At 60.6% G+C, this 23,711-nt stretch carries 25 protein-coding genes; 9 read left to right on the forward strand and 16 right to left on the reverse strand.

The genetic code is table 11. The features are described from left to right. Together G5195_RS18150 and G5195_RS18155 are read left to right on the forward strand one after the other, a co-directional pair. Positions 1-216: hypothetical protein (locus G5195_RS18150; RefSeq protein ID WP_421236368.1), on the forward strand; the 216-nt coding region annotated here is incomplete at its 5' end. A gap of 153 nt (positions 217-369) precedes the next feature. Further along, complete coding sequence (locus G5195_RS18155; protein WP_421236369.1) at positions 370-912, forward strand: gamma carbonic anhydrase family protein; 543 nt, start codon at positions 370-372, stop codon at positions 910-912. Between the two features lie 86 nt (positions 913-998). Here the strand turns inward: G5195_RS18155 and polA are convergent, their stop codons facing one another. Further along, a complete protein-coding gene (gene polA, locus G5195_RS18160; RefSeq protein WP_245099245.1) occupies positions 999-3,764 on the reverse strand; it encodes a DNA polymerase I in 2,766 nt (921 codons plus the stop codon). A gap of 400 nt (positions 3,765-4,164) precedes the next feature. Between polA and elbB the strand changes: the two genes are divergently transcribed. Further along, a complete protein-coding gene (gene elbB, locus G5195_RS18165; protein ID WP_216976548.1) occupies positions 4,165-4,815 on the forward strand; it encodes an isoprenoid biosynthesis glyoxalase ElbB in 651 nt (216 codons plus the stop codon). Positions 4,816-4,892: 77 nt separating this feature from the next. On the opposite strand, the gene G5195_RS18170 is transcribed toward elbB, so the two are convergent. The 4 genes from G5195_RS18170 to G5195_RS18185 form a co-directional block, all read right to left on the reverse strand. Next, the gene (locus G5195_RS18170) at positions 4,893-5,102 is read right to left on the reverse strand and encodes a cell division protein ZapB (RefSeq protein WP_005342050.1); all 210 of its coding nucleotides are present in this window, start codon (positions 5,100-5,102) and stop codon (positions 4,893-4,895) included. Between the two features lie 246 nt (positions 5,103-5,348). Next, the gene (locus G5195_RS18175; RefSeq protein WP_337073809.1) at positions 5,349-6,629 is read right to left on the reverse strand and encodes a hypothetical protein; all 1,281 of its coding nucleotides are present in this window, start codon (positions 6,627-6,629) and stop codon (positions 5,349-5,351) included. A gap of 20 nt (positions 6,630-6,649) precedes the next feature. Next, positions 6,650-7,429: a serine O-acetyltransferase gene (cysE, locus tag G5195_RS18180; RefSeq protein ID WP_005339552.1), complete on the reverse strand. Its 780-nt coding sequence runs from the start codon at positions 7,427-7,429 to the stop codon at positions 6,650-6,652. A gap of 8 nt (positions 7,430-7,437) precedes the next feature. Then, positions 7,438-8,349 carry a cation diffusion facilitator family transporter gene (locus G5195_RS18185; protein ID WP_216952360.1) on the reverse strand — a complete coding sequence of 304 codons (912 nt, stop codon included), beginning with the start codon at positions 8,347-8,349 and terminating at the stop codon, positions 7,438-7,440. Between the two features lie 85 nt (positions 8,350-8,434). On the opposite strand from G5195_RS18185, the gene G5195_RS18190 reads away from it, so the two are divergent. From G5195_RS18190 to trmL, 3 genes are all read left to right on the forward strand, one after another. Then, a complete protein-coding gene (locus G5195_RS18190) occupies positions 8,435-9,130 on the forward strand; it encodes a response regulator (RefSeq protein ID WP_227341731.1) in 696 nt (231 codons plus the stop codon). Beyond that, entirely contained in the window at positions 9,112-10,482 is a 1,371-nt protein-coding gene (locus G5195_RS18195) for an ATP-binding protein (protein ID WP_408082979.1), read from the forward strand. The genes G5195_RS18190 and G5195_RS18195 overlap by 19 nt, the downstream gene beginning before the upstream one ends. A 74-nt stretch (positions 10,483-10,556) precedes the next feature. After that, complete coding sequence (gene trmL, locus G5195_RS18200) at positions 10,557-11,021, forward strand: tRNA (uridine(34)/cytosine(34)/5-carboxymethylaminomethyluridine(34)-2'-O)-methyltransferase TrmL (protein ID WP_005339545.1); 465 nt, start codon at positions 10,557-10,559, stop codon at positions 11,019-11,021. A gap of 13 nt (positions 11,022-11,034) precedes the next feature. On the opposite strand, the gene G5195_RS18205 is transcribed toward trmL, so the two are convergent. The 4 genes from G5195_RS18205 to lexA all read right to left on the reverse strand — a co-directional run bounded on the left by G5195_RS18205 (position 11,035) and on the right by lexA (position 14,559). Next, positions 11,035-12,324, reverse strand: coding sequence for an MATE family efflux transporter (locus G5195_RS18205; RefSeq protein WP_421223737.1), 1,290 nt, complete (start codon positions 12,322-12,324; stop codon positions 11,035-11,037). Between the two features lie 74 nt (positions 12,325-12,398). After that, complete coding sequence (locus G5195_RS18210; protein ID WP_421236370.1) at positions 12,399-13,025, reverse strand: SCO family protein; 627 nt, start codon at positions 13,023-13,025, stop codon at positions 12,399-12,401. A 210-nt stretch (positions 13,026-13,235) separates the two neighbouring features. Further along, positions 13,236-13,451 (reverse strand): hypothetical protein, encoded by a 216-nt coding sequence (locus G5195_RS18215; RefSeq protein WP_019446524.1) that lies wholly within the window; start codon positions 13,449-13,451, stop codon positions 13,236-13,238. A 484-nt stretch (positions 13,452-13,935) separates the two neighbouring features. Further along, positions 13,936-14,559, reverse strand: a complete 624-nt coding sequence (lexA, locus tag G5195_RS18220; protein WP_005339540.1) for a transcriptional repressor LexA — start codon at positions 14,557-14,559, stop codon at positions 13,936-13,938. A 204-nt stretch (positions 14,560-14,763) separates the two neighbouring features. Here lexA and plsB point away from each other — a divergent pair, with 204 nt between their 5' ends. Next, positions 14,764-17,187: a glycerol-3-phosphate 1-O-acyltransferase PlsB gene (gene plsB, locus G5195_RS18225; protein WP_107683348.1), complete on the forward strand. Its 2,424-nt coding sequence runs from the start codon at positions 14,764-14,766 to the stop codon at positions 17,185-17,187. A gap of 69 nt (positions 17,188-17,256) precedes the next feature. Here plsB and ubiA read toward each other — a convergent pair whose 3' ends face one another. Continuing rightward, positions 17,257-18,126 carry a 4-hydroxybenzoate octaprenyltransferase gene (gene ubiA, locus G5195_RS18230; RefSeq protein WP_216952367.1) on the reverse strand — a complete coding sequence of 290 codons (870 nt, stop codon included), beginning with the start codon at positions 18,124-18,126 and terminating at the stop codon, positions 17,257-17,259. Beyond that, positions 18,123-18,659 carry a chorismate--pyruvate lyase family protein gene (locus G5195_RS18235; RefSeq protein WP_005339534.1) on the reverse strand — a complete coding sequence of 179 codons (537 nt, stop codon included), beginning with the start codon at positions 18,657-18,659 and terminating at the stop codon, positions 18,123-18,125. The genes ubiA and G5195_RS18235 overlap by 4 nt, the downstream gene beginning before the upstream one ends. Positions 18,660-18,804: 145 nt before the next feature. Between G5195_RS18235 and G5195_RS18240 the strand changes: the two genes are divergently transcribed. Next, complete coding sequence (locus G5195_RS18240) at positions 18,805-19,245, forward strand: flagellar basal body-associated FliL family protein (protein WP_216952370.1); 441 nt, start codon at positions 18,805-18,807, stop codon at positions 19,243-19,245. 112 nt (positions 19,246-19,357) lie between these two features. Beyond that, entirely contained in the window at positions 19,358-19,522 is a 165-nt protein-coding gene (locus G5195_RS18245; RefSeq protein WP_216952372.1) for a hypothetical protein, read from the forward strand. A gap of 18 nt (positions 19,523-19,540) precedes the next feature. Here G5195_RS18245 and G5195_RS18250 read toward each other — a convergent pair whose 3' ends face one another. From G5195_RS18250 to waaF, 5 genes are all read right to left on the reverse strand, one after another. After that, on the reverse strand, positions 19,541-19,873 hold the full coding sequence (locus tag G5195_RS18250; RefSeq protein ID WP_216952374.1) for a DUF2799 domain-containing protein: 333 nt from the start codon (positions 19,871-19,873) through the stop codon (positions 19,541-19,543). 137 nt (positions 19,874-20,010) lie between these two features. Then, positions 20,011-20,148, reverse strand: a complete 138-nt coding sequence (locus G5195_RS18255) for a hypothetical protein (RefSeq protein WP_216952376.1) — start codon at positions 20,146-20,148, stop codon at positions 20,011-20,013. 74 nt (positions 20,149-20,222) lie between these two features. Further along, positions 20,223-21,203: an MDR family oxidoreductase gene (locus G5195_RS18260; RefSeq protein WP_216952383.1), complete on the reverse strand. Its 981-nt coding sequence runs from the start codon at positions 21,201-21,203 to the stop codon at positions 20,223-20,225. 95 nt (positions 21,204-21,298) lie between these two features. Further along, positions 21,299-22,564 carry a lipid IV(A) 3-deoxy-D-manno-octulosonic acid transferase gene (gene waaA / locus G5195_RS18265; RefSeq protein ID WP_421236371.1) on the reverse strand — a complete coding sequence of 422 codons (1,266 nt, stop codon included), beginning with the start codon at positions 22,562-22,564 and terminating at the stop codon, positions 21,299-21,301. Between the two features lies 1 nt (position 22,565). Next, positions 22,566-23,600: a lipopolysaccharide heptosyltransferase II gene (waaF, locus tag G5195_RS18270; RefSeq protein ID WP_421236372.1), complete on the reverse strand. Its 1,035-nt coding sequence runs from the start codon at positions 23,598-23,600 to the stop codon at positions 22,566-22,568. Positions 23,601-23,711: the final 111 nt, after the last annotated feature.

Raw genomic sequence — 23,711 nt, forward strand, 5'->3', positions numbered from 1 at the left:
GAAAATCAAAAATTGTTTTTGATGCTCGATGCTGTGAGTGCCCACACAGATTGCTTGATTCAAATTGTTAAAGAGCGACGCAACAGTGTGTTGCTGCGGGAGTGGAATTCTACTCAACCGCCTTCTCGAGTCAAGCCTTATTTTCAAAGGCTTTTCGAGGTTACCGACTTGGCTTTCTGCGTTGCCGCTTGCCCTGTCGATGGAGGCGCATTATAGGGAACAGATTCTTTCTGGCAACCCCTCTCCTGCAATAAAATTGCAAAAAACTGCACTTTTTTAGTTATTCATCTCCAACCACAGCTTTTATACAAACTTATCCACAGAAATGAGTTCCAGGTTGCTAGAATGGCCGAAAACAAGGAGGCCAAGATGGACTTGCGACTGAGACCTTACAAGGAAAAACGCCCACAACTGGGCAAACGGGTGTATGTAGACCCCTGCGCAACACTGGTGGGCGATATCGAGTTGGCCGATGATGCCAGCATCTGGCCCATGGTGGCGGCGCGGGGGGATGTGAACCATATCCGCATCGGCGCCCGCAGCAATATTCAGGACGGCACTGTGCTGCACCTGACTCGCAAGAGCGCCAGCAACCCAACCGGCTATCCGCTGCTGATCGGTGAAGATGTCACTGTGGGTCACAAGGCGATGCTTCACGGCTGCACCATCGGCAACCGGGTGCTGGTCGGCATGGGTGCCATTCTGCTTGATGGCGTCGTGGTTGAAGATGATGTGATGATCGGCGCAGGTTCACTGGTGCCACCGGGCAAGCGACTCGAGTCGGGCTTTCTATATATAGGGAATCCCGTTAAACAGGCTCGCCCGCTCAAACCGGCCGAGCTCGCCTTCCTCAAAACCTCGGCGGACAACTATGTCCTGCTCAAGGATGAGTATCTGCAAGAGACGTTATAGGAACGGCAGAGATGAAGAAGCCCGGCATGATGCCGGGCTTCGCTTCTTATATAGCTATATAGCCGTGCAGAACGGCTGACCGGAAATCAGTGGGCCTGATCCCAGTTGTCACCGGTACCCGCTTCAACCAGCAGCGGCACATGCAGTTCGGCTGCGGCCGACATCTTCTCCTTGATGATGGCGGTGTACTCCTCCAGCTTCTCTTCGCGGATCTCGAACACCAGTTCATCGTGTACCTGCATCAGCATGCGGATCGACTCATCCTCGATACCGCGGATCCAGCTATCCACGTTGATCATGGCGCGCTTGATGATATCGGCGGCCGTGCCCTGCATCGGGGCGTTGATGGCGGCCCGTTCGGCAGCCTTGCGCAGACCGGCGTTGCGGGACTTGATATCCGGCAGATAGAGGCGACGACCAAACAGGGTCTCGACATACCCCTGGGCTTCCGCCTGCTGACGGGTGCGCTCCATATACTCCAGCACGCCCGGGTAGCGCTCGAAGTAGAGATCCATGTACTTCTGCGCTTCGGCACGACCGATCCCCAGCTGCTTGGCCAGACCGAAGGCACTCATGCCGTAGATGAGGCCGAAGTTGATCGCCTTGGCACTGCGGCGCATGTCGCTGGTCACCGCCTCGAGCGCCACCCCGAACACCTCGGCGGCGGTCGCCTTGTGGATGTCCTTGCCTTCGGCGAAAGCGGTCAGCAGACCCTTGTCGCCGGAGAGGTGCGCCATGATGCGCAGCTCGATCTGGGAGTAGTCCGCCGCCACCAGCTTGTAACCGGCGCACGGGATGAAGGCCTGCCGGATGCGGCGCCCCTGTTCGTTGCGTACCGGGATGTTCTGCAAGTTGGGATCGGTGGAGGAGAGCCGGCCGGTCGCCGCCACCGCCTGATGATAGGAGGTGTGCACCCGCCCGGTCTGCGGCTTGATCATCAGCGGCAGCTTGTCGGTGTAGGTGGACTTGAGCTTGGCCAGCCCACGGTGCTCCATCAGCAGTTGCGGCAGCTCATAGGTCTCCGCCAGCTCGGCCAGTACCTCTTCCGCAGTGGATGGGGCACCCTTGGGGGTCTTTTTGATGATCGGCAGCCCCAGCTTGGTGAAGAGGATCTCCCCCAGCTGCTTGGGCGAGGAGAGATTGAACTCCTGCCCTGCCAGCTCGTGAGCCTGTTTCTCCAGCTCTGCCAGACGCACTTCGATCTCCTGGCTCTGCTGATGCAGCAGCTTGGGTTCGATGGTGGTACCGAGCCGCTCCATCCGCGCCAGCACCGGCAGCAGCGGCAGTTCGATCTCGCTGAACACCTTGGCGAGACCCGGCTCGGCAGAGAGCTTGCCCCACAGCGCCTGATGCAGACGCAGGGTGATGTCGGCATCTTCCGCCGCGTAAGGAGCCGCCTGCTCCAGCTCGATCTGGTTGAAGGTGAGCTGCTTGACCCCCTTGCCGGCGATCTCTTCGAACGAGATGGTCTCGGCGTTCAGATACCTGCGGGCCAGTGAATCCATGTCGTGACGGCTGGCGGTGGAGTTGAGCACGTAGGACTCGAGCATGGTGTCGTAGGCGATACCCTGCAGCTCGATACCGTGATTGAGCAGCACGTTGCGGTCGTACTTGAGGTTCTGCCCCACCTTGAGACGGGTCGGGTCTTCCAGCAGCGGTTTGAGCTTGCCCAGTACCACGGCCTCGCTCAGCTGTACCGGTGCCCCCAGATAGTCGTGGCCAAACGGCACATAAGCAGCCTTGCCCGGCTCAACCGCGAAGGAGACACCGACGATCCGCGCCTCCATATAGTCGAGACTGGTGGTTTCGGTATCGAAGGCAAACAACGGTGCCGCTTTCAGCTGTTCCAGCCAGCCGTCAAACTCGGCTTCGTCCAGAATGCAGCGGTAGTCGGTTTCGATGGCGGCAACCGGAGCGGCGCTCTCATCGCCAGCCTCGTCTTGTCCGGCGCTCTCGCTGCCCTCTTCACCACCGGATTCCAGCTCCTTGATCAGGTTGCGCAGCTCGTATTCGCGATAGACCGCCAGCAGGGACTCCTTGTCGACCGGCTTGAGCAACAGCTCTTCCAGACTCTGTTCCAGCTCGACATCGGTCTTGATGGTCGCCAGTCGATAGGAGAGGCGAACCTGCTCCTCCTGCTCGCGGAACTTGTCGGCGAACGCCTTGGAGCCACGGAAGCCGAGCGCAGCTACCTTGTCGAGGTTGGCGGCAATCTCGTCGATGCTGCCAATCCCCTGCAACAGGGCCAGTGCAGTCTTTTCACCGACGCCGGTCATGCCGGGAATGTTGTCGACCTTGTCCCCCATCAGAGCCAGATAGTCGATGATGAGCTCGGGCGGTACGCCAAACTTCTCGATCACCCCTTCCCTATCGGTCTTCACATCTTTCATGGTGTCGATCAGGGTGACATGGTCGGAGACCAGCTGTGCCATATCCTTGTCACCTGTGCTGATCAGTACCGGCAGCTGCTTCTCGGTCGCCTGGCGGGCCAGGGTGCCGATCACGTCGTCAGCCTCCACCCCCTCCACCATCAGGAAGGGGAAGCCCATCGCCTTGATCATCTGGTGGATAGGCGCGACCTGGCTGCGCAGATCGTCCGGCATGCTGGCACGGGTCGCCTTGTACTCGGGATAGATGTCATCGCGGAAGGTCTTGCCCTTGGCATCAAACACCACGGCCACATGACAGTCAGGATATTGCTTGCGCAGGCTGCGCATCATGTTGGCCATGACACGGACGGCGCCGCTTGGCAAACCGGTCGATGTGCGCAGATCGGCCTGCTGGGAGGCGAAGAAGGCGCGGTAAAGATAAGAGGAGCCGTCGACCAGAATAAGGGGGTTGCTAGGGGCCATGAAATCGTCCTGCCAGAGATAAACAGCCGCTAGGATGCCACAGGCCCCCCCTCACACCAAGGGGCGTAGCAACAGTACACAACGCCTGATAAATGGACTCAGCCTGTGGATAACTCTGTGTTCAAAAATGGAGTGCATCAGAGTGAACAGTGACAAAACTGTGCATGAGAATATAAAAAACCATTAAAAACAATATATTGAGATCGCAAAAACCGATCGCAAGACAGTTAGAATGATCTCGATCAATGTGGAAAAAGATTTAAGGGAGTAGGTACGGCAGGATCCAAAACGAAACAATCCTAGCACAGCAAGATGACTTGACCAGCAGATGGCGAGCGATAACCATACAAAAGTACAACAATCCATCTTGGCTCACATTTTCAACAACGAGGAGTTTGCCATGAAAAAAGTGGCCGTGATTTTGAGTGGCTGCGGTGTCTTTGACGGAGCCGAAATCCATGAGGCCGTCATCAGCCTGCTGGCGCTGGCCCGTCAGGGAGCCGCCGTCCAGTGCTTCGCCCCGAACGTGGCGCAGCTCCATGTCATCAACCACCTGACCGGTGAAGTGAGCGAGGGAGAGAGCCGCAACGTGTTGGTCGAAGCGGCCCGCATCTGCCGTGGCCAGATCAAGGATGTGGCCGAGCTGGATGCGGTAGATTATGACGCCCTGCTGGTGCCCGGTGGCTTTGGCGCTGCCAAAAACCTGTGCGACTTCGCAATCAGGGGCGCCGAATGCCAGATCCAGCCCGATGTGCTGAAAGCGTGCCAGAGCTTTGCCAAAGCCAATAAACCGGCCGCCTATATCTGCATCGCGCCCGCCATGATCCCGCTGATATATGGTGCTGGAACGCTGGCGACCATCGGCCATGACGAGGGTACCGCCAACGCCATCGAGGAGATGGGTGGCAGCCATCTCAACTGCCCGGTCAACGAGTTTGTGGTGGATCAGGAGCGCAAGGTGATCTCCACCCCCGCCTACATGCTGGCCAACAACATAGTCGAAGCCGCGGACGGCATCGAGAAGACAGTCAAACAACTGCTGGCGCTGTAATTCCCATCCCGCCAAAACAAAAATAGACGGGCCGCTCATAGAGCGGCCCGTTTTCAATTCTGCCTGAAGGCGATGAATTAGATGGTTTCGCCCATCTGATCCATTTTACCCAGCAGGGCACGCAGACGCTCCTGCCATGCAGCGTGCTCGTTACGCAGCTGATGGTTCTCGTCTTGCAGCTTGCTGTTCTGTTCTTTCAGCTCGTCCAGCTCCATCTTCAGCAGGGAGATGTTGTCGACAGCGGATTGTACTTTGGATTCGAGTTGCTCAAGGACTTCTAGTGACATATGCATACCTGTTTGTTCAATTGCGATGCCCCACAGAGGGCGATTCAAGCGCGTGGAGCCAGCATACCCCGAGCCTATCGGCACAAACAAGCCAGTGCGCTGTAAAATGCGCCTTCCATAGATGTATTGTCTAAATATGCGTCTATTTTTCTCGCATCCTGCGCCAGAGCCGCGACAACACTCTAAACCGTACCTAAAAAGCGCCGCTACCAACGCATCATTGATGCCATCCTGATGGCACGGTCGCTATCCATGCAAGGCGATATAAGCCCCCAGCAACAGACAGGCGACCACATACATCAGCAGGCCGTAAAGCAGGTTCCAGCGCAGGATCAGCCCGGCACTGAGGTTGTAACGGGAGGCCAGCGCCAGATTGGATCCGGAGAGCGGACTGGTGCCGGTGGCAAGCCCCCATCCCAGCAGGAAACACATACCGAGCAGGCTGGGATCCGGCGCCAGCGGCCAGAGCAGTGGCGCCAGCCCGGAGATACTGATGAGCGGATGTACCCCGACGATGGCCACCAGCAGGATCAGCAGCAGAGTGAGGGATGCCTCCAGCCAGCCAAAGTGGTTGAACAGCGGCAGGCCGTGACCGGCACCGAAATCGATGACCGACAGCGCACTGTTGATGCCTGCCGCCAACAAACCGGCCCCCAGAAACAGCACCAGCTGACCGCCGATGGCGGGGAAACGCTCCACCACCTGCCGCTTGAGGGCCGCCTTGCGCCCTGTCCTCGGCATAAAGAGCAGCGCCAGCAGCGGGGCCACCAGTGCGATCACCGCCAGAATGCCGAGCTGGGGCCAGATCTGCTTGATGAGCAGTACCAGCAACGCCAGCGTGACTGGCAACCCCAGTGTCTGCAACCGCAGCGGATAACCGGCAAAGTCGGCCACTCCGGTCCTCTCCACCTGCCAGGCAGTCAGCCCCATCGCCAGCAAGGCGGCGAGGATCCCGAACGGCAGAATATGGGAGAGCTGCAAGCCCGGCGCATAGGTGAGCGCCACCGCCATGGCGACAAAGAAGGGTGACCAGAAGGCGGCGGCACAGAAGATCCGGCTCAGCACCATCACCTGACGCCGCTCCAGGGTGCCATTACGCTCCAGCCGATCGCCGATGATAAAGAGCACCGAGAGATTGATGACCGCCCCCAGCAGATTGAGGCTGGCCATGGTGCTCCACAGCCCTTTGCGCCCGGTCCAGGAGGTGGTGCCGGTCAGCAAGCCGGAAGTGGCAAGGTTGAGGGTGCTCACCGCGGCAAACATGGTGAGCATATTGATATTGGGCAGCAGCCAGTCACCGGCAATGAGGGTCGCGCCCTGCCACCAGGAGAAGATCAACAGCAGCAGGGCGGCACTATACAGGGCCAGCGCCTGCCGCCTGGCGGCCCCTACCAGCCAGGGCCAGGTGAGCAGTGACGCCCCCCAGGCTGCAATGGCCGCGGGCCAGGGGGAGAGACCCAGATAGAGATGAAGCAGGTTGAGCAGCCACATCCCCAAAATCAGATAACCCGACCAGCGTTTGGCCATCGACGCCTCCGGTCAGGAGATCAGAGACACTGATCCATATCCAGTGAAGGCTTGTCGCACTCCGGACGGCCGACGATCTTGGCGGGTACGCCAGCAACCGTGGTATGAGGTGGCACCGGGTTGATCACCACGCTGCCCGCGCCAATTTTGGCACCCACGCCCACTTCGATATTGCCGAGCACCTTGGCGCCCGCCCCTATCATCACCCCTTCGCGGATCTTGGGGTGGCGATCGCCGCTCTCCTTGCCGGTACCACCGAGGGTCACGCTCTGCAGGATGGAGACATCATCTTCAATCACCGCCGTCTCGCCCACCACTATGCCGGTGGCATGGTCAAACATGATCCCCTTGCCGATGCGGGCAGCCGGGTGCACATCCACCCCGAACACCACCGAGATCTGGTTTTGCAGATAAAGGGCCAGCGAGCGGCGCCCCTGACGCCACAGCCAGTTGGCGACCCGATAGCCCTGCAGGGCATGGAACCCCTTGAGGTAAAGCAGCGGGGTGGAGAAGAGATCGACCGCAGGATCGCGCTCCTGCACGGCGCAGATGTCGGCCGCCACTACCGTCAGCAACTCGGGCTCGCTGCGCAGGGCCAGCTCGATCACCTCGCGCAGAGCGATGGCGGGCATGGTGGCGCTGTCGAGTTTGTTGGCCAGCTGGAAGCTGAGGGCCGAACGCAGATTCTTGTGATTTAGAATGGTGGAGTGGAAGAAGCTGGCCAGCATCGGCTCCTGGGCCGCCATGCACTCCGCTTCTTGCTGAATTTTGTGCCAAGTTTTGGCAACCAGTTCATCCATGTTGCAGCCTACTGTTGTTCTGGGTGAGGGCTCTGTTGTTCTTTTGTCAGCACCGAGATGGGGTCCATGTGGATGATGACATCCATCCGCTCGAATGCCTGGCGTACCGCCAGCTCGGCTTCATCGGCGATCTGATGGGCCTTGACCAGGGGGATCTGATCATCCAGTTCCAGATGCAACTGTACGAATCGGGTCGGCCCGGATTGACGGGTGCGCAGGTCATGTACGCCGTGTACACCTTCTACGGCACAGCAGAGCGCCATTATTCTCGCTTGTTCTTCCGCTGGCAACTGACGATCGAGCAGGGCCTGCACCGACTCGTAGCCGATATGTCCCGCCCCCCACAACAGGAACAACCCGATCAGGATGGCAAACAGGCCGTCAGCCCAGTACCACCCCTGCCCCGCCAGCACCAGCGCCAGCAAGACACCGGCGTTGAGCAGCAGATCGGAGCGGTAGTGCAACATGTCCGCCTTGATGGCCACGCTGTTGGTCTTGCGAATAACGAAACTCTGGAAACTGACCAGCAGAAGGGTCAGCACAATGGAACCGCCACTAACCCAGAGACCCGCCTCTAACCGTTCAATAGGTGCCTGTTTGAGCAGGGAGGAGATGCCGTGCATCACCAGCAGCAATGCGGAACCGGAGATAAAGGCCGACTGGATCAGCCCCGCCAGAGACTCCGCCTTGCCGTGACCGAAGCGGTGTTCATCATCGGCGGGGGCCAGCGCATAGCGAATGGCCAGCAGGTTGATGATGGAGGCACTCACATCCATAAAAGAGTCGGTGAGCGACGCCAGCAGGGTCGACGAGTCTGTCATCAGCCAGGCGATCAGTTTGCCGATGATGAGCAGGGTGGCAGTCGTGACGGCCGCCATGCTGGCAAAGGTAACCCAACGGGAATATTGTTGATGGCTCAAAACCGGCTTTCCTCTGGCGATGAAAAACTTATTATACCCTGACCCCGGCGTCAGTTTGGCGCGAAAATCTGCGGAATAACACCCGATGAACAGAATACTCCTGGTCGACGACGATCTTGAATTGACCCAGCTGCTCACCGAAATTCTGACCCTGGAGGGATTTCAGGTCACGGTCGCCGAGGATGGTGAAGAGGGGCTGCAACGGCTGGCGGAGCAGAGCTTCGATCTGGTGTTGCTGGATGTGATGATGCCCAAGCTCAACGGCTTTGCCATGCTGACCAAGCTGCGCAAGACCCATGAAACCCCGGTGCTGATGTTGACCGCTCGTGGCGACAGCCAGGATCGGGTTAACGGTCTGGAAGCGGGTGCCGACGACTATCTGGCCAAGCCGTTCGACGATCGGGAGCTGCTGGCCCGGGTTCGCGCCATCCTGCGTCGTACCCAGAGTGCCCCGCCCCAGCGTGGCAGCTCCTCCGACGAAGTGCACTTCATGGATATCGTGCTGCAACCCGGCCTGCAGCAGGCCCGCTGCGGCGTACAACTGCTGGAGCTGACCGCCACCGAATTCGGGCTGCTGGAGTGCCTGCTGCGCAATCCCGGCCAGATTGTCAGCAAGAGCCACCTCTCCGAACAGGTGCTTGGCAAGAAGCTGGAGCCCTTCGATCGGGCCATCGACATGCACCTGAGCAACCTGCGCAAGAAGCTGCCGGACCGCAGTGATGGCCAGCCCCGCTTCAAAACCGTACGGGGGCGCGGTTACCTGTGGCTAGAGCAAGAATAAAGAGTACCAGCTCCCTCAACGGCATATCGACCCACATCTTCCTCTGGTTCTGGTTCATGCTGCTGGTGATGCTGGCCGCCGTGATCAGCCTGCCCACTCTGGATCCTCGCAACCAGATCCCGCTGCCGACCCATGAGGCGGTGCGAATGCAGAAAAATGTGCAGGCCCTGCTCAACGCTGCCGATCCGAATCAGGATTTCGATCTGGCCAAAACGATGGACAAGATCGCCATGCTCCCGGTGGACAATGTCTACCTGCGCGACGAGAGGGGGCAGATCCAGTCCACCACCCATCCGCGCAAGTTTGTGGTGCGCTTTATGGTGGACGCCGATGACCCGGCCAACCCCATGCTGGGCAACGAGGATCGCAAGGCGATCGCTGGTCCCTTCCTGATGGAACACCGCGGCCATCGCTATCACGTCTATTTCGGCCTCAATGCCGAGAACCCCTACCTGTTCCTGTTCATACAGGTGCTGGATCACCCGATCCGCATTCTGGGCATATCAATGCTGGTCAGCACCCCGCTCTGCCTGCTGCTCGCCTGGCGGCTGACCCGCCCCATCCTGCAGTTGCAGAAGTCGGTCTCCCAACTGGCGGCTGGCAATCTGGAGGTACAGATCCCCAACCTGGGACGGGGCGACGAGATCGGTCAGCTGGCGGATAACGTCAGCCGCATGGTGGAGACACTCAAGAGCATGATCCAGAAGCAGAAACAGCTGCTTTCCGATATCTCCCACGAGCTGCGCAGCCCCCTCACCCGGATGCAACTGGCGCAGGCGCTGATCCGCCGCAAGCAGGGTGACAGCGCCGAGCTGGCGCGGATCGAATCGGAGATCGGACGCCTAGACAAGCTGATCGGCGATCTGCTGGATCTGTCGCGAGTGCAGCAGCATGTGGAGGCGCCGGTGGTACATCCGCTGGCCGACCTGCTGGAACCCATCCTCGAAGATGCCATGTTCGAAGCGAATCAGAGTGGCAAACAGCTCAGACTGCCGCCGCTGCCCGCAGAGTCGATCCAGATGTGGCCCGAGCTGCTGGCCCGGGCCGTGGAGAACCCCCTGCGCAACGCCCTCAAATATGCCCGCGAGTTCATCAAGGTGGACTGGTATCGGGAGGGACTGGAGTGGGTGATGACCATTCGGGATGACGGCCCAGGGGTGCCAGACGAGCAGCAGGCGCTGCTGTTCCAGCCCTTCTTCCGGGTCGATGACGCCCGCAACGCCAAGACTGGCGGCACCGGGCTGGGGCTGGCCATCGCCTCGGAGGCGATCCAGCGCCACGGCGGCACCATTGCGGCCAGCAACAATCACCCGACTGGGCTAACCATCACCATCCGCTTGCCCATCGCCTGATCCTTTTCATCCGGACGGGCGCTGGGTATGCTGGCGCCCCTTCTTGGCTTTACATCTCTTTGCAGGAGCTCGTCATGCTCGATATCGTCCTCTACCAGCCGGAAATTCCGCCCAACACCGGCAATATCATCCGGCTCTGCGCCAATACCGGTTACCGGCTCCATCTGATCGAGCCGCTGGGATTTGAGTGGGATGACAAGCGGGTAAAGCGGGCGGGACTCGACTATCACGAGTTTGCCGAGGTGAAGCGCTGGCCGAGCTATGAGGCCTTTCTGGCCGCCGTGGCGCCCAAGCGGGTATTTGCCTGCACCACCAAGGGGCGCACCGCGCACTCGGCAGCACAATATGCCCTTGGCGACGCCCTGCTGTTTGGCCCGGAGAGTCGCGGCCTGCCCATCGAGATCATCGAGAGTCTGCCATTCGAGCAGCGGCTGCGCATCCCTATGGTGCCCCAGAGCCGCAGCATGAACCTCTCCAACGCGGTGTCTGTCTTTGTCTACGAGAGCTGGCGCCAGCTCGGCTACGACGGCGCCATGTAAGCGCCACCGATGATCAGTGGCGGGCGTCGAGCAGATGCCCGCTGCGCTCCAGCCGCCAGCAAGTGACCCCCAGCGACAGGCCGCGCCCCACCATCAGCGCCGCCATCGCCGCCCATAACGCGGCCACGCCCCACGACTGACAGAGCCACCAGATCGGGAAGAAGCCGCCAAACGCGGCCAGCAACATGCTGTTGCGCATCTCCCGCGCCCGGGTCGCCCCGATAAATACGCCATCCAGCAGGAAGCACCAAACCGCCAGCAAGGGCATGGCGATCAGCCAGGGAAGCTGACGATTTGCCTCCGCCACCACGGCCGGAATGTCGGTGATATAGCCGATAAGGTGGGCACCAAAGAGGGCAAACAGCAGGGTAAAACCACTGGCAATGAGGGAGGCCCAGCCCAGATTGAGCACGATGGCCTCCCGCAGTTTCTGCCGATCCTGCTGACCGATGGCTCGTCCTACCATGGCCTCCACCGCATAGGCAAAACCATCGAGTCCGTAGGAGATGAGCATCAGGAAGTTGAGCAGCACCGCATTGGCGGCCACCGCCACGTCCCCCAATCGTGCCCCTTGCAAGGTCATAAAGGCAAAGCAGAGCTGCAAACAGAGGGAGCGCAGGAAGATATCGCGGTTGAGGCCGAGCAACCGCACCATGGGCGCAAGCTGCCGCCAGCGCTGCCAGCCATCCTGCCACACCATCGGCGCCAGTTGCCGCAGCTGACGGCGTACCAGCCAGATACCGACTGCCAGCGCGCAGTAGTCCGCCATGACCGAGGCCGCTGCCACGCCGCGCACCTGCCAGCCGAGCCCGAGCACAAACAGGGCATCGAGCGCCATATTGACCAGATTGGTGAGGATCAACATCACCATGGGGCTGCGGGCATCCTGCATCCCCAACAGCCAACCCATGATCACCAGATTGCAGAGCGCCGCCGGGACGCTCCAGATCCGCACCGCCACATATTGGCCCGCATAAAGCTGCACCTCGGGCGAGCCGCCACTCAGGGCGATCAGTCGTGGCAACAGGGGGAAGAGCAACAACAGCAGCGCCAGGCCGAGAGCAATGGCCAGCCCCAGCGCCCGCAGCAGGGTATCGAGCTGGGCACGACCGTCGGCGGCGCCGAGCGCCTGCGCCGTCAGGCCGGTGGTCGACATCCGCAAAAAACCGAGCAGCCAGAAGATGAGGTTGATCAGGGTCGCACCGACCGAGACGCCCCCCAGAAACCAGGCCTGACCGAGATGACCGATCACCCAGGTGTCCACCAGCCCCAGCAAGGGGGTGGTGATATTGGAGAATACCATGGGCAGGGCGAGCGCAAAGACGGCGCGGTGGCGAGAGGGATCTCGCCACCAGGGGGCAACAGCTGGGGTCACGCTCAGTTGCCTGTCAGCTTCAGGATGCGGGCGAAATCAGAGAGCATGGTGGCCATCTGCACCCGTGGCACCTGACCCGGCGCCACTTGCGGGCGGAACACCGCCTGCAGCTTGCCCTTGGGATTGATGAGCACGATGGAGGCGGAGTGATCGATCAGGTAATCCTTCTCCCCCTGATTGGCGATGGAGTAGATGAGCCCCAGATTGCGCACGAACGGGAACAGCTTGTCGTGGGGGGCAGTGGCCGCCTTGAACTCGGGATTGAAGAAGGCGGTATAGGTCTTGAGACGTGGAATATCATCACGCTGGGGATCCGCCGAGATAAACACCACCTGACTGTCGGGCGCCATCTTCTTCAGTTGGTCATAGACGGAACGCATATCTGCCAGGGTGGTGGGGCAGATATCGGGGCAGAAGGTGTAGCCGACGAACAGGAAGGTCCAGTGCCCCTTCAGGTTGGCAGGAGTAAACGGCTGGTTGTCCGCATCGGTAAAGACAAAATCGTTGATGTCCCGCCCCGCCGGATAGTAGTCGGCCTGTTCCGGCTGCTCTGGCTGCGTGGCGTAGAACACCAGGATCAGGCAGGCTGTCAGCAGCAGAAAGAGCAGGGGATAGCGGAGCTTCATCATAACAAGAGACCCTTTCAGTTCGAGGCAGATGGCCAGCAGTGACCGGACAAGAGAGGGGCATTGTACCCCAGCGAGCCGCCAAGGTGGTTCAACCTTGTGCAATGCCCTGTCAGGAGTCGACCATTTGGCATAATTAATCGCCAGTTGCGGCCATAAAAAAACCGGCCCCCTCGGGTGCCGGTTATGGATGGATTTGTTTGTCTCTTCTGCTCAGGGGCGAGCGTTACGCCCCTGCTGCAACATCTTGCCGATGGCCCGCACGCCGATGGGAATCACGGGGGCCAGCCAGCCCTCTTCCCCCTGGCGATCGCCATGACCACGCTTGAACAGCAATACCAGACGCACCACCTTCTCTTTCGGGCATCCCAGCCAGAGCGTCCAGTGCGAACCACGATGGTGCAGCCAGAGACCGTAAAACCAGGTCATCCGGCTACCTTTGACGAAACGGGTGATTGACGATTCCGCTGGCGCAGCCCCAGCCTCTGAATCCCATGGCGATCTTGATGCCATACCAGTCCTCCTTGACCGACAGGTCATGTTGCTTCGTCGGCCTGAACTGGGAACAGGCCCGTCACGACTATCTGCAACCATTACGAGTGGTCCCCTTTGCCTGACAAGGTTCGGGATCTCCCCACTCCCCCTTCATATCCCGTGAAGGTGTACTGCCCTATTCTCGTTGTTACCGGCCCTTCCGTACCGACGTATTGTGATGGTCAGAGGGAGGCGCCAAGCCCTGTCTCGGCGACAGGGCACTGATCTGAGCATATATCTGAAATGGATGATTGGTAGCCGGTCGCGCAGGACAAAAATGCCGCCACCGATGATCTGTTTGATATGACAGGGAAAGTGCGCCAGAAACAGCACGGCCTCCCGAAGGAGGCCGTGTGGCAAACGCAGTTGGCGGGGATGATTACATCCAGTCGGCGTTGCGGATCACCCCGACAGCCAGTCCCTCGATGGTGAGCTGCTGGCAGGAGAGGTCCACCTCGATGGGGGAGAGCTCTTCATTTTCCGGCAGCAGCCATACCTGACTGCCCTTGCGCTGGAAGCGCTTGACGGTGACATCCTCATCGAGACGGGCGACCACTACCTGACCGTTGCGCACCTCCTGGGTCTTGTGCACCGCCAGCAAATCGCCATCCAGAATACCGATGTTCTTCATGCTCATCCCCTGTACCCGCAGCAGAAAATCTGCGCGCGGATGGAACAGGGCGGGATCAACCTGATAGTGGCTCTCGATATGCTCCTGAGCCAGAATGGGTTCACCGGCTGCCACCTTGCCGATGAGCGGCAGGCCGCTCTCTTCCAGCACCTCTTCCTCTTCGAGCAACAGGCGAATGCCGCGGGACGTGCCCGGCATGATCTCGATGACCCCTTTTTTGGCCAGGGCCTTCAGATGTTCTTCGGCCGCATTGGCCGACTTGAAACCAAGCTTCTGGGCAATCTCGGCACGAGTCGGCGGCATACCGGTCTCGCTCATGTTCACCTTGATCAGCTCCAGCACTTCGGCCTGGCGGGGGGTAAGGGGTTTCATAGAATTGGCACCTGTCTTTTTATACAGCACACTGGCAGTATATACAGTGCAGTGGCCAAGGCAAGGCGCAGCTGACATTTGTCGCGACCAACCCCTCATTTACTGCTGTTTTGATCCTGCGCAGCCGACTCATCGTACCTCTCGGCGACAAGGGGCTGTCGATTTGCTATGCTCACGCCGCATTTTTTTGGAGAGCAGACGCACATGTCCCTAGGACAGAAGATTTCCAGAGCCATCTTGCAATGGCCGGTCAGCGGCTTGGTCAATCACAAGAGCCTGCCGGAAAATCCCATCACAGAACTCAATCTGGATCCGGCCAGACCCATCGTCTATGCCCTGAAAACCAGTTCGATCACCGACCTGATGACCCTGCAGCAGTGCTGCGAGGATCTCGGTCTGCCCGGTCCCTTCACGCCGCTGGAACTGAACGGCCAGCTGCTGCCGCGCTATGTCTGCCTGGATCGTCCGCCTCCCCTGTTTGGCAAACGCAGCAAACCGCTCCCCTTCCTGCAGGAGTTCCACCAGCTGCTGGATCTGCACAAGCAGGATCCCGAACTCGATATCCAGGTGGTGCCCGTCACCCTGTTCTGGGGCCGCGCTCCGGGTCGGGAAGGGGAAGAAGCCTCCGGCCTCAACATCATCAGCAGCCTGGCGCCGAACCGGCTGAAGAAGGCGCTCATCGTGATCCTCAAGGGTCGCGAGAATCTGGTGCGCTTCTCGCCGCCCCTCTCCCTGCGCTACATGGCGGACAAACACGGCACCGACGAGGCGATCGCCCACAAGCTGGCGCGAGTGGCCCGTACCCACTTCAGCCGTCAACAGCTGGCTGCCACCGGCCCGAAACTGCCGAATCGCAACCTGCTGTTCAAGCAGCTGCTCGACTCCGCGGTGATCCAGCAGGCGATTGAGGAGGAGGCCCAGCGCGAGGGGATCAGCCTCGAGAAGGCGCAAAAGCGTGCCCATGGCTACATGGACGAGATCGCCTCCAACTTCTCTTACCGGCTGATCCGCCTGGGCGAGAGCTTCCTCGGCTGGCTGTGGAACAAGCTCTACCGCGGTTTGTCGGTCAATGGCGCCGAGAAGGTACGCCAGCTGGCGCAGGAGGGTCACGAGATCGTCTACGTGCCCTGCCATCGCAGCCACATGGACTATCTGCTGCTCTCCTACGTCATCTATCACCAGGGGATGGTGCCGCCCCATATCGCGGCAGGCATCAACCTCAACTTCTGGCCGGCAGGCCCCATCTTCCGCCACGGCGGCGCCTTCTTCATTCGCCGCACCTTCAAGGGCAACCCGCTCTACAGCACGGTATTCCGGGAATACCTCAACCTGCTGTTTGCCAAGGGTTACTCGGTGGAGTTCTTCACCGAAGGCGGTCGCTCCCGTACCGGCCGTCTGCTACCGCCCAAGACCGGCATGCTGGCGATGACCCTGCAGGCAATGATGCGCGGGCTGGACAGGCCGGTCACTCTGGTGCCTGTCTATCTGGGTTACGAGCACGTGATGGAGGTGAACACCTACCACAACGAGCTCAAGGGGAGTCGCAAGGAGAAAGAGAGCTTCCTGCAGGTGCTCGGCATCCTGCGCAAGCTGCGCAACTACGGCCGTGGTTTCGTCAACTTCGGCGAGCCGCTGACCCTCAACAGCTACCTGAGCGAACACATCCCCGACTGGAAAAAGCACATCGGGGAAGAGGAGCGTCCGGAGTGGATGGCGGGCACTGTCAACAATCTGGCCGAACTGCTGATGACCCGCATCAACGGCGCGGCCGCTGTCAACGGCCTGACCCTGAGCGCGCTGGCGCTGCTGGCCGCCGAGCGCCACGCCCTGACCCGCGACGAATTGCAGGCCCAGCTCAACACCTATCTGGATCTGCTCAAGGCGGTGCCCTACAGCCCGCAGAGCACCATTCCGGATGAGGATGCCAAGACCCTGCTGGATCAGGCGATGGAGCTCAACAAGTTCGAGGTGAGCGAGGACAAGCTGGGGCAGATCATCAGTCTCGACCGCTATCAGGCGATCCTGCTGACCTACTACCGCAACAACATCCTCCACCTGTTCGCCATGCCCTCTCTGGTGGCGGCACTGATCGAACGGTGCGAGGGGATCTCCCGCAGCGAGATCATGGCCCGCTGCATCGACATCTATCCGCTGCTCAAGACCGAGCTGTTCCTGCGTTATGAAGAGGATGAGTTGCCGGCGCTGGTCGACAGCCTGCTAGACGCCCTGCAGACCCAGCAACTGATCGAGACCCGCGATGACGGCTACTGGGTCAATCCGGCCAACCAGATGCGCCTGCTGCTGCTGGCGGAGAGCATTCAGGAGACCCTGCAACGCTACGCCATCGTGCTGACCCGGGTGCTGGCCCAACCCCATATCGAGGCGGAGCAGCTGGAGGCGGACGGCCTGATGATGGCAGAGCGCCTCGGCACCCTGCACGGCATCAACGCCCCCGAGTTCTTCGACCAGAAGCTGTTCAGCACCCTGATCCACACACTGCGCAAGGAGGGCTACCTCTCTCCCGAGTGCAAGCCGGATCTCGGCCGCTTCCAGGCGCTGGCCGACAACATAGTGCCGCTGCTGAGCAACAAGATCCGCCGCACCATTCAGGCAGGCAATCAGCTCTAATCTGCAACGCAAACAAAGAAGGCCGCATGATGCGGCCTTCATTTTTATCGGAGTCTGCGTGGGAACATGTCACGCCAGCAGGTAATCGAGCACCAGACCGGCAAACACCAGCGCCCCCACATAGTTGTTGTTGAGAAACGCCTGGAAGCAGGCTTCCCGCTGCCGCTCGCGAATAAGCCGCTGCTGATAGACAAACAGCACCGCCGCCCCCAGCAATCCCCAGTAATACCAGCCCCCCAGCGTCATCAGCTGCCCGACCGCCAGCAGCAGCAGCAGAGTCGAGAGTTGCAATGCGCCGATGATCCGTTTGTCGTAACGACCAAACAGGATGGCGCTGGATTTGAGGCCGATCTTGAGGTCGTCATCCCGATCCACCATGGCATACTGGGTGTCGTAAGCCACGGTCCAGAGCAGGTTGGCGAAGAAGAGCAACCAGGCCACCAGCGGCAGGGCATCCGCCTGCGCCGCATAGGCCATCGGGATCGACCAGGAGAAGGCCATCCCGAGCACCAGCTGGGGATTGGAGATAAAGCGCTTCATGAAGGGGTAGCTCACCGCCAGCAGCAGGGCGACAAACGACAGACCGATGGTGAGCGGATTCATGGTCAGCACCAGACCAAACGAAATAAGCGCCAGCACGAAGAAGAGCGCCAGCACTTCCCACGGTTTGACTCTGCCCGTGGGCAAGGGGCGACCGGCGGTGCGCTTGACGTGGCCATCGAAGTTGCGATCCGCATAATCGTTGATCACGCACCCTGCCGAGCGCATCAGAAAGACGCCGACCACAAACACGGCCAGCACCCAGAGATTGGGCAGGCCACCAGCGGCCAGCCAGAGCGCCCACAGGGTTGGCCACAGCAGCAGCAGAGTGCCTATGGGTTTGTCGACGCGGGCCAACTGCATGTAGGCAAGTCCCCGCTCCTTGGTTAACAGATTCACTCCAGCTCCTTGTCACAGACGAGAGAGGGCAGAAACAGCTCGTGCACCAGCAGTGGCCACTGCCCCAGAAACAGACGGGAACGACGCCCCCAGACAGTGGCGGCCGGGCAACGGGGATTGGCGGCAATATCGAAACGGGCCAACTGCAGATGATCGCGGCGGGCAGGCTCATGGCCAAATACCCGCTCACCCAGCGGCTGCTCGCCAAGCTCGGCAATGCCGCTCCCTTGCAATGCGTCATCGGCAAACAGGGTCCAGCCCAGCACGGCGGGCCCACGATCCCCGTGCAGGATCACCTCGCGGCAGGTACCGGCCGGAGAGGCCGAATCCACCAGCCACTGCTCATCGGCAGTAAGGGCGACCGGGTGATTGCCCAGCCACTCCACCGAAAAGTGGCGATTGTGCTGACGCAGCCGCCGGGTCATGGAGCCGGGCTCCAGCAGCCAGGGGCGCAAGCTGGCGGGCAATTCACAACATTCGGGGGCCAGCCACCCGCTTAACGGCGTGAGAGGAACAGTCAACTCGGACTTCACAGCTTCACCATCCAGAGATTTCCGTGTTCAGGTTAAAATCCGGTTTATTATCCGTAAATCAATAGCGAAATGTAAGAACATCCGTGCTTGACGGCCCCGATGGCAACATCAAAAATGGGTTATCTCTTGCTGATGAGCCATCTATATGAAGATCTTCAAAATTCTGCTGGTGTTGTTACTGAGCTGTGGTGCGCTGCATGTACAAGCCTCATCCGAAGAAGAGCCGCCCGCAGAGGGAGAAGAAGCAGCCGCAGCCGCCAAGCCGGGCTTTTCCTACCACGCGCTCGACCCCGACATCATCACCAACTACCTGAGCAACGGCAAAACCCTCGGTTATGTCCGAGTCACGGTGGAGCTAATGGCGGAAAACGAAGCCGACCTCAAGCTGCTGGAGCAGCATGACCCGCTCATCCGAGATACCATCATTCGTTTGATGGGCAGCAAGAGCGCCGAGCAGATCAAATCCCTGGTCAGCCGTGAAGAGTTGCGCAAGGAGTGCGAAACCAAGGTCAACGAACTGCTGGTCAAAGAGACTGGCAAGAAAGCGGTGCGCGAGCTTATCTTCACCAAGTTCCTCTACCAGTAATCCCTCCCGAAACAATCGCTTATTGGCATAACGGCCAATAAGCGAGCTTTACCGATTCACTCGAAATGAAAATCGATTACAATACGGCCGTCGAGTCTTAGAGGTAGTCGTTATGGGCAGCAAGACCCTGTGTGAGTGGCGTCGCCACGAGATCCCCACTGATCTCAAAGCGTTGCGCAAAATTGTTCGCAAGCCGAAATTCGTCTGCGGCAAGTGCGCCCGCAGCGCCAATGACAAGGGTTACCTCTGCCTGCCACTCCGCTTGAAAGAGGAGTAACCCCTCACGGTCAGTGCACTATTGATCGGTCCAACCCTGTCGTCCCTGCTCGAACAATCTGCGCGCCTGGGTATCGTTCGGGCAGACACCGCGATACTCCTCGCCTGAGCGGCCAGCCAGATAGAGATGCTCGGGGCGGCAATACCATGCCAATCCCTTCTGATGTCCCTGCTTCCACAGTTCGGTATCCACCTTCTTGCCACACTGGCCCTGATGGAACTCAACCCGTTCGGTGGTGAAGCCCAGCTTGCCGTCAGCCTCCCCCACTTCGCTCCACACTTTCTCGCAAGGGTCATCGTTGGAGACACAGCCCCCCAGCAGGGCCGCCAGCAATATGATGGAAAGTCGCATAGTCATCCTTGAGTGTCGTTTGAGCTGTTCATTCTTGACCAGCCAGGGGATGACCACAAGCAACTTGCATCCACCCTGTGAGCGCACCAAAAAAATCAGGCGGGCACAATGCCCGCCTGTTCATTCAATGCTATGGATCACGGGTTGTTGAAGGGGTCATCGAAGGGATCATCGTCCTGCCAGCCTTCTTCTTCCCACTGATCCAGCTCTTCTTCCCAGGAATCCGGCTCCCAATCATCATCAGAGGAGTCGTAATCCGGCTTGTGTCCACCCATCTTCACTCTCCTTGGATAGTTCACCCGCACTCCAATTTTATCCGGAATTGTCGGGCTCGCCAGTCAGAGGAAGTTCAAAGTTTGACCAAGGTGCGGCCGGCGATCTGGCCTTGCGTGATGGCCTCGGCGGCCTCCACTACCTGCTCCAGCCCAATCTCGGTGACCGCCTGTTCAAAGAAGCTGGCAGGCAGATCCCGTGCCAGTCGCTGCCACGCCAGTTGACGACGTTCAAACGGGCACATCACCGAATCGACCCCCTGCAACCGCACGTTGCGCAGGATAAAGGGCATCACACTGGTCGGCAGATCGAAACCGCCCGCCAGCCCACAAGCTGCCACAGCGCCGCCATAGTTCATCTGGGCCAGCAGCTTGGCCAGCACCTGACTGCCGACGGTATCGATGGCAGCGGCCCAAAGCTGCTTCTCCAGCGGTTTGGCAGGCACCTGCAGCTCGCTGCGCGGCACGATGCGGCTGGCACCCAGTGCGGTCAGCATGGCGCCCTGCTCTTCGGGACGACCGGTCAGCGCCGCCACCTGATAGCCAAGGGCCGCCAGCAGGGCGACCGAGGTGGCCCCCACACCGCCTGCCGCACCGGTGACCAGCACCTCGCCGCTTTCGGGAGTAATGCCCGCCTCTTCCAGCGCCAGCACGCAGAGCATGGCGGTGAGACCGGCGGTACCGATGCACATGGCCTGCCGTTCATCCAGCCCGGCGGGCAATGGCACCAGCCAGTCCCCCTTGACCCGCGCCTGTTCGGCCATACCGCCCCAATGCCCTTCGCCCACGCCCCAACCGGTCAGCACCACCTTGTCGCCGGGCTTATAGCGGCTGTCGGCAGACTCGAGCACGGTACCGGCGAAGTCGATACCGGGCACCAGCGGCCACTGACGCACAATCTTGCCCTTGCCGGTAATGGCCAGCCCGTCCTTGTAGTTGATGGAGCTGTAAACGACCGCTACCCGCACTTCACCTTCCGGCAACTGGCTCTCGGTCAGTCGGGTCAGGGTTGGAACAGTCTTGCCGTCTTGGTTTTCCAGTAACAGAGCCTTGAACATGGTTGCCTCTTTGATGGGGATTGAAACGGAACGGTTAGCTGCTTTGGCACTTTTGCAGTTGAAAATCCAGAGCCAGTGCGATGCTCGTTATGGGTTCAGTCGTTCTCCAGCGCAGTGAGGCAGTGCGAGAGGGTACGCGCCAGCGCTCCCTGATTGCGCAGCACCACGGCGCGGGCCTGCTCCCCCATCTCGCGGCGGGCGTTGCCGTCGGCAAACAGCTGGTTCACCCGCTCGCCCAGCTCGGCGGCATCGGCCACGATGGCGGCGCCACCCTGAGCCACCAGCTGGCGGGTGATGTCGCTGAAGTTGAAGTAGGCGGGTCCGGTCAGGCAGGGCTTGCCGAGGGCCGCCGGCTCCAGCAGGTTGTGACCGCCAATCTTCACCAGACTGCCGCCAACGAAGGCCACATCGGCCGCAGCCAGCATCAGCGGCAGCTCGCCCATGGTATCGCCGAGATAGACCTTATCCTCCGCATTCACCGCAGCACCATCAGTGCGCCGCACGCAGCCGTAAGGGGCACACAGCTCGGCCACCCGGTCGAACCGCTCGGGGTGGCGCGGCACCAGAATGAGCAGCGCGTCGGGATGGCGTTTGAGCAGCAGATCGAAGGCGGCCAGCACCTGCTCATCCTCACCCAGATGGGTACTGGCGGCGATCCAGACCGGCCGCTCGGCGCCCAGCTGCTGGCGCAGGGCGCGCCCCTTGGTCTGCACCTCGTCACCAAACTGGATATCGAACTTGATGGAGCCGGTCACCGCCAGCCGCGAACGATCGATGCCGAGGCGGGCGAAGCGGTCGGCGTCATCCTGATGCTGGCAGAGCAGATGGGTCAACGGCCGGCTCAGGGCGTCGAAGGCGCCGTGGAAGCGGGCATAACGCTGGCAGGAACGCTCGGAGAGGCGGGCGTTGATGATGGTCACCGGCAGATGGCGCGCCTCGCAGGCGGCCAGCCAGTTCGGCCACAACTCGGTCTCCATCACCCAGAGCGCGCGCGGCTTGAAGGTGTCGAGAAAGGCGGCAATGGCCCAGGGGTAGTCGAGTGGCGCATAGCGATGGATCACCAGATCCCCCAGCCTGGCAGCCTGATCGGCGCCGGTGCGGGTGGTGGTGGTGAGCAGGATAGGCAGATCGGGCCGCTCCGCCTTGAGGGCACGAATGAGCGGCGTGATGGCCAGCGTCTCCCCCACGCTCACCGCATGGATCCAGAGCGGCGCCTCCTGTCCGGTGGCGGGCAGCCGCCCGAGATGCTCGGCCCAGCGCTTGCCAAAGCCGGGCTTGCCTTTCTTCGGCTTGTAGAGGGCCAGCAGCGCCAGCGGTAATCCCAGATGGATCAGCAGGTTGTAGAGCAGACGGTAGGGCATCTTACTGACCCTGCTCCAGCTTCTTGCAGGCATCGACCACCTGCTCCGGCGCCAGATCGATCAGACACTTGAGATGGCCGAACTTGCAGGTGCGCTTGAAGCAGGGGCGACACTCGATGTCGGTGTGGACAATCTCGACCCGATCCGCCAGCGGCGGGGTGTAGAGCGGCGAGGTGGAGCCATAGACGCCCACCAGCGGCCGGTTGAGGGCGGCGGCGATGTGCATCAGGCCGGAGTCGTTGGAGATGACCCGGCTGGCCAGCGCCATCAGATCGATCGCCTCGTGCAGGCTGGTCTTGCCCGCCAGCACGTGGCAGTTGGGGCGAGTCAGCAGATTGACCCGATCCCGGATGGTATTGGCCACCGGCACATCCTTGTTGGAACCGAAGATCCACACCTGCCACCCCTCGTCCAGATGCTGTTGGGCCACCACGGCGTAGTGCCCCTCCGGCCAGCGCTTGGCCGGGCCGAACTCGGCACCGGGGCAGAGCACCAGCACCGGGCGGGCGCGATCCAGCCCCAGTCGCTCCAGCGCCTTGCCCTGGTTGATCAGATCGACATGGAGCGCCGGATGCGGAATGGTCGGGATATCGGCCCGGCTCTTCATCTGCGCCTTGGGATAGGCGAGCGCCAGATAGCCCTCCACCATCAGCGGGAAGGCGGACTTGTTGCTGCGCAGGTCGTTGAGCAGACCGTAGCGGCTCTCGCCCTTCCAGCCGGTACGGACCGGAATGCGGGCAAACCAGGGGATCAGCGCCGACTTCATGGAGTTGGGCTGGACGATGGCCTGATCGTATTTTTCGGCGGCCAGCTGCTTGCCGAGGCGGCGGCGCGCCACCAGTTTGAAGTCACCGTGGCCAAGGGGCATGGTGATCGCCTTGTCCACCTCCGGCATCCGCTCCAGCAGGGCGCAGCACCAGGCGGGGGCCATCACGTGCAGCTCGCACTCCGGATGGTTGGCCTTGATCGCCTTGTAGAGACTCTGGGACATCACCATATCGCCGACCCAGGAGGGGCCGATCACCAATATTTTCATCACGCGTCTTCTCTCGGGACTGGCCCGGCTGTTAATCATCACTGGGCGAGATTATGCCCCAAGAATGACTGGATAAATAACAGAAGATCCTTGGCAGACGCTGCTGTCACC

The organism is Aeromonas sp. 601039 (genome assembly GCF_049174415.1).
Lineage (GTDB): Bacteria > Pseudomonadota > Gammaproteobacteria > Enterobacterales > Aeromonadaceae > Aeromonas > Aeromonas veronii_A.

Excerpts from the sequence above, each read along its gene's own strand:
- G5195_RS18155 (WP_421236369.1), top strand. The coding sequence starts at position 370 with ATGGACTTGCGACTGAGACCTTACAAGGAAAAACGCCCACAACTGGGC.
- polA (WP_245099245.1), bottom strand. The coding sequence starts at position 3,764 with ATGGCCCCTAGCAACCCCCTTATTCTGGTCGACGGCTCCTCTTATCTT.
- elbB (WP_216976548.1), top strand. The coding sequence starts at position 4,165 with ATGAAAAAAGTGGCCGTGATTTTGAGTGGCTGCGGTGTCTTTGACGGA.
- G5195_RS18170 (WP_005342050.1), bottom strand. The coding sequence starts at position 5,102 with ATGTCACTAGAAGTCCTTGAGCAACTCGAATCCAAAGTACAATCCGCT.
- G5195_RS18175 (WP_337073809.1), bottom strand. The coding sequence starts at position 6,629 with ATGGCCAAACGCTGGTCGGGTTATCTGATTTTGGGGATGTGGCTGCTC.
- cysE (WP_005339552.1), bottom strand. The coding sequence starts at position 7,429 with ATGGATGAACTGGTTGCCAAAACTTGGCACAAAATTCAGCAAGAAGCG.
- G5195_RS18190 (WP_227341731.1), top strand. The coding sequence starts at position 8,435 with ATGAACAGAATACTCCTGGTCGACGACGATCTTGAATTGACCCAGCTG.
- trmL (WP_005339545.1), top strand. The coding sequence starts at position 10,557 with ATGCTCGATATCGTCCTCTACCAGCCGGAAATTCCGCCCAACACCGGC.
- G5195_RS18205 (WP_421223737.1), bottom strand. The coding sequence starts at position 12,324 with ATGGTATTCTCCAATATCACCACCCCCTTGCTGGGGCTGGTGGACACC.
- G5195_RS18210 (WP_421236370.1), bottom strand. The coding sequence starts at position 13,025 with ATGATGAAGCTCCGCTATCCCCTGCTCTTTCTGCTGCTGACAGCCTGC.
- G5195_RS18215 (WP_019446524.1), bottom strand. The coding sequence starts at position 13,451 with ATGACCTGGTTTTACGGTCTCTGGCTGCACCATCGTGGTTCGCACTGG.
- lexA (WP_005339540.1), bottom strand. The coding sequence starts at position 14,559 with ATGAAACCCCTTACCCCCCGCCAGGCCGAAGTGCTGGAGCTGATCAAG.
- plsB (WP_107683348.1), top strand. The coding sequence starts at position 14,764 with ATGTCCCTAGGACAGAAGATTTCCAGAGCCATCTTGCAATGGCCGGTC.
- G5195_RS18240 (WP_216952370.1), top strand. The coding sequence starts at position 18,805 with ATGAAGATCTTCAAAATTCTGCTGGTGTTGTTACTGAGCTGTGGTGCG.
- G5195_RS18245 (WP_216952372.1), top strand. The coding sequence starts at position 19,358 with ATGGGCAGCAAGACCCTGTGTGAGTGGCGTCGCCACGAGATCCCCACT.
- G5195_RS18250 (WP_216952374.1), bottom strand. The coding sequence starts at position 19,873 with ATGCGACTTTCCATCATATTGCTGGCGGCCCTGCTGGGGGGCTGTGTC.
- G5195_RS18255 (WP_216952376.1), bottom strand. The coding sequence starts at position 20,148 with ATGGGTGGACACAAGCCGGATTACGACTCCTCTGATGATGATTGGGAG.
- G5195_RS18260 (WP_216952383.1), bottom strand. The coding sequence starts at position 21,203 with ATGTTCAAGGCTCTGTTACTGGAAAACCAAGACGGCAAGACTGTTCCA.
- waaA (WP_421236371.1), bottom strand. The coding sequence starts at position 22,564 with ATGCCCTACCGTCTGCTCTACAACCTGCTGATCCATCTGGGATTACCG.
- waaF (WP_421236372.1), bottom strand. The coding sequence starts at position 23,600 with ATGAAAATATTGGTGATCGGCCCCTCCTGGGTCGGCGATATGGTGATG.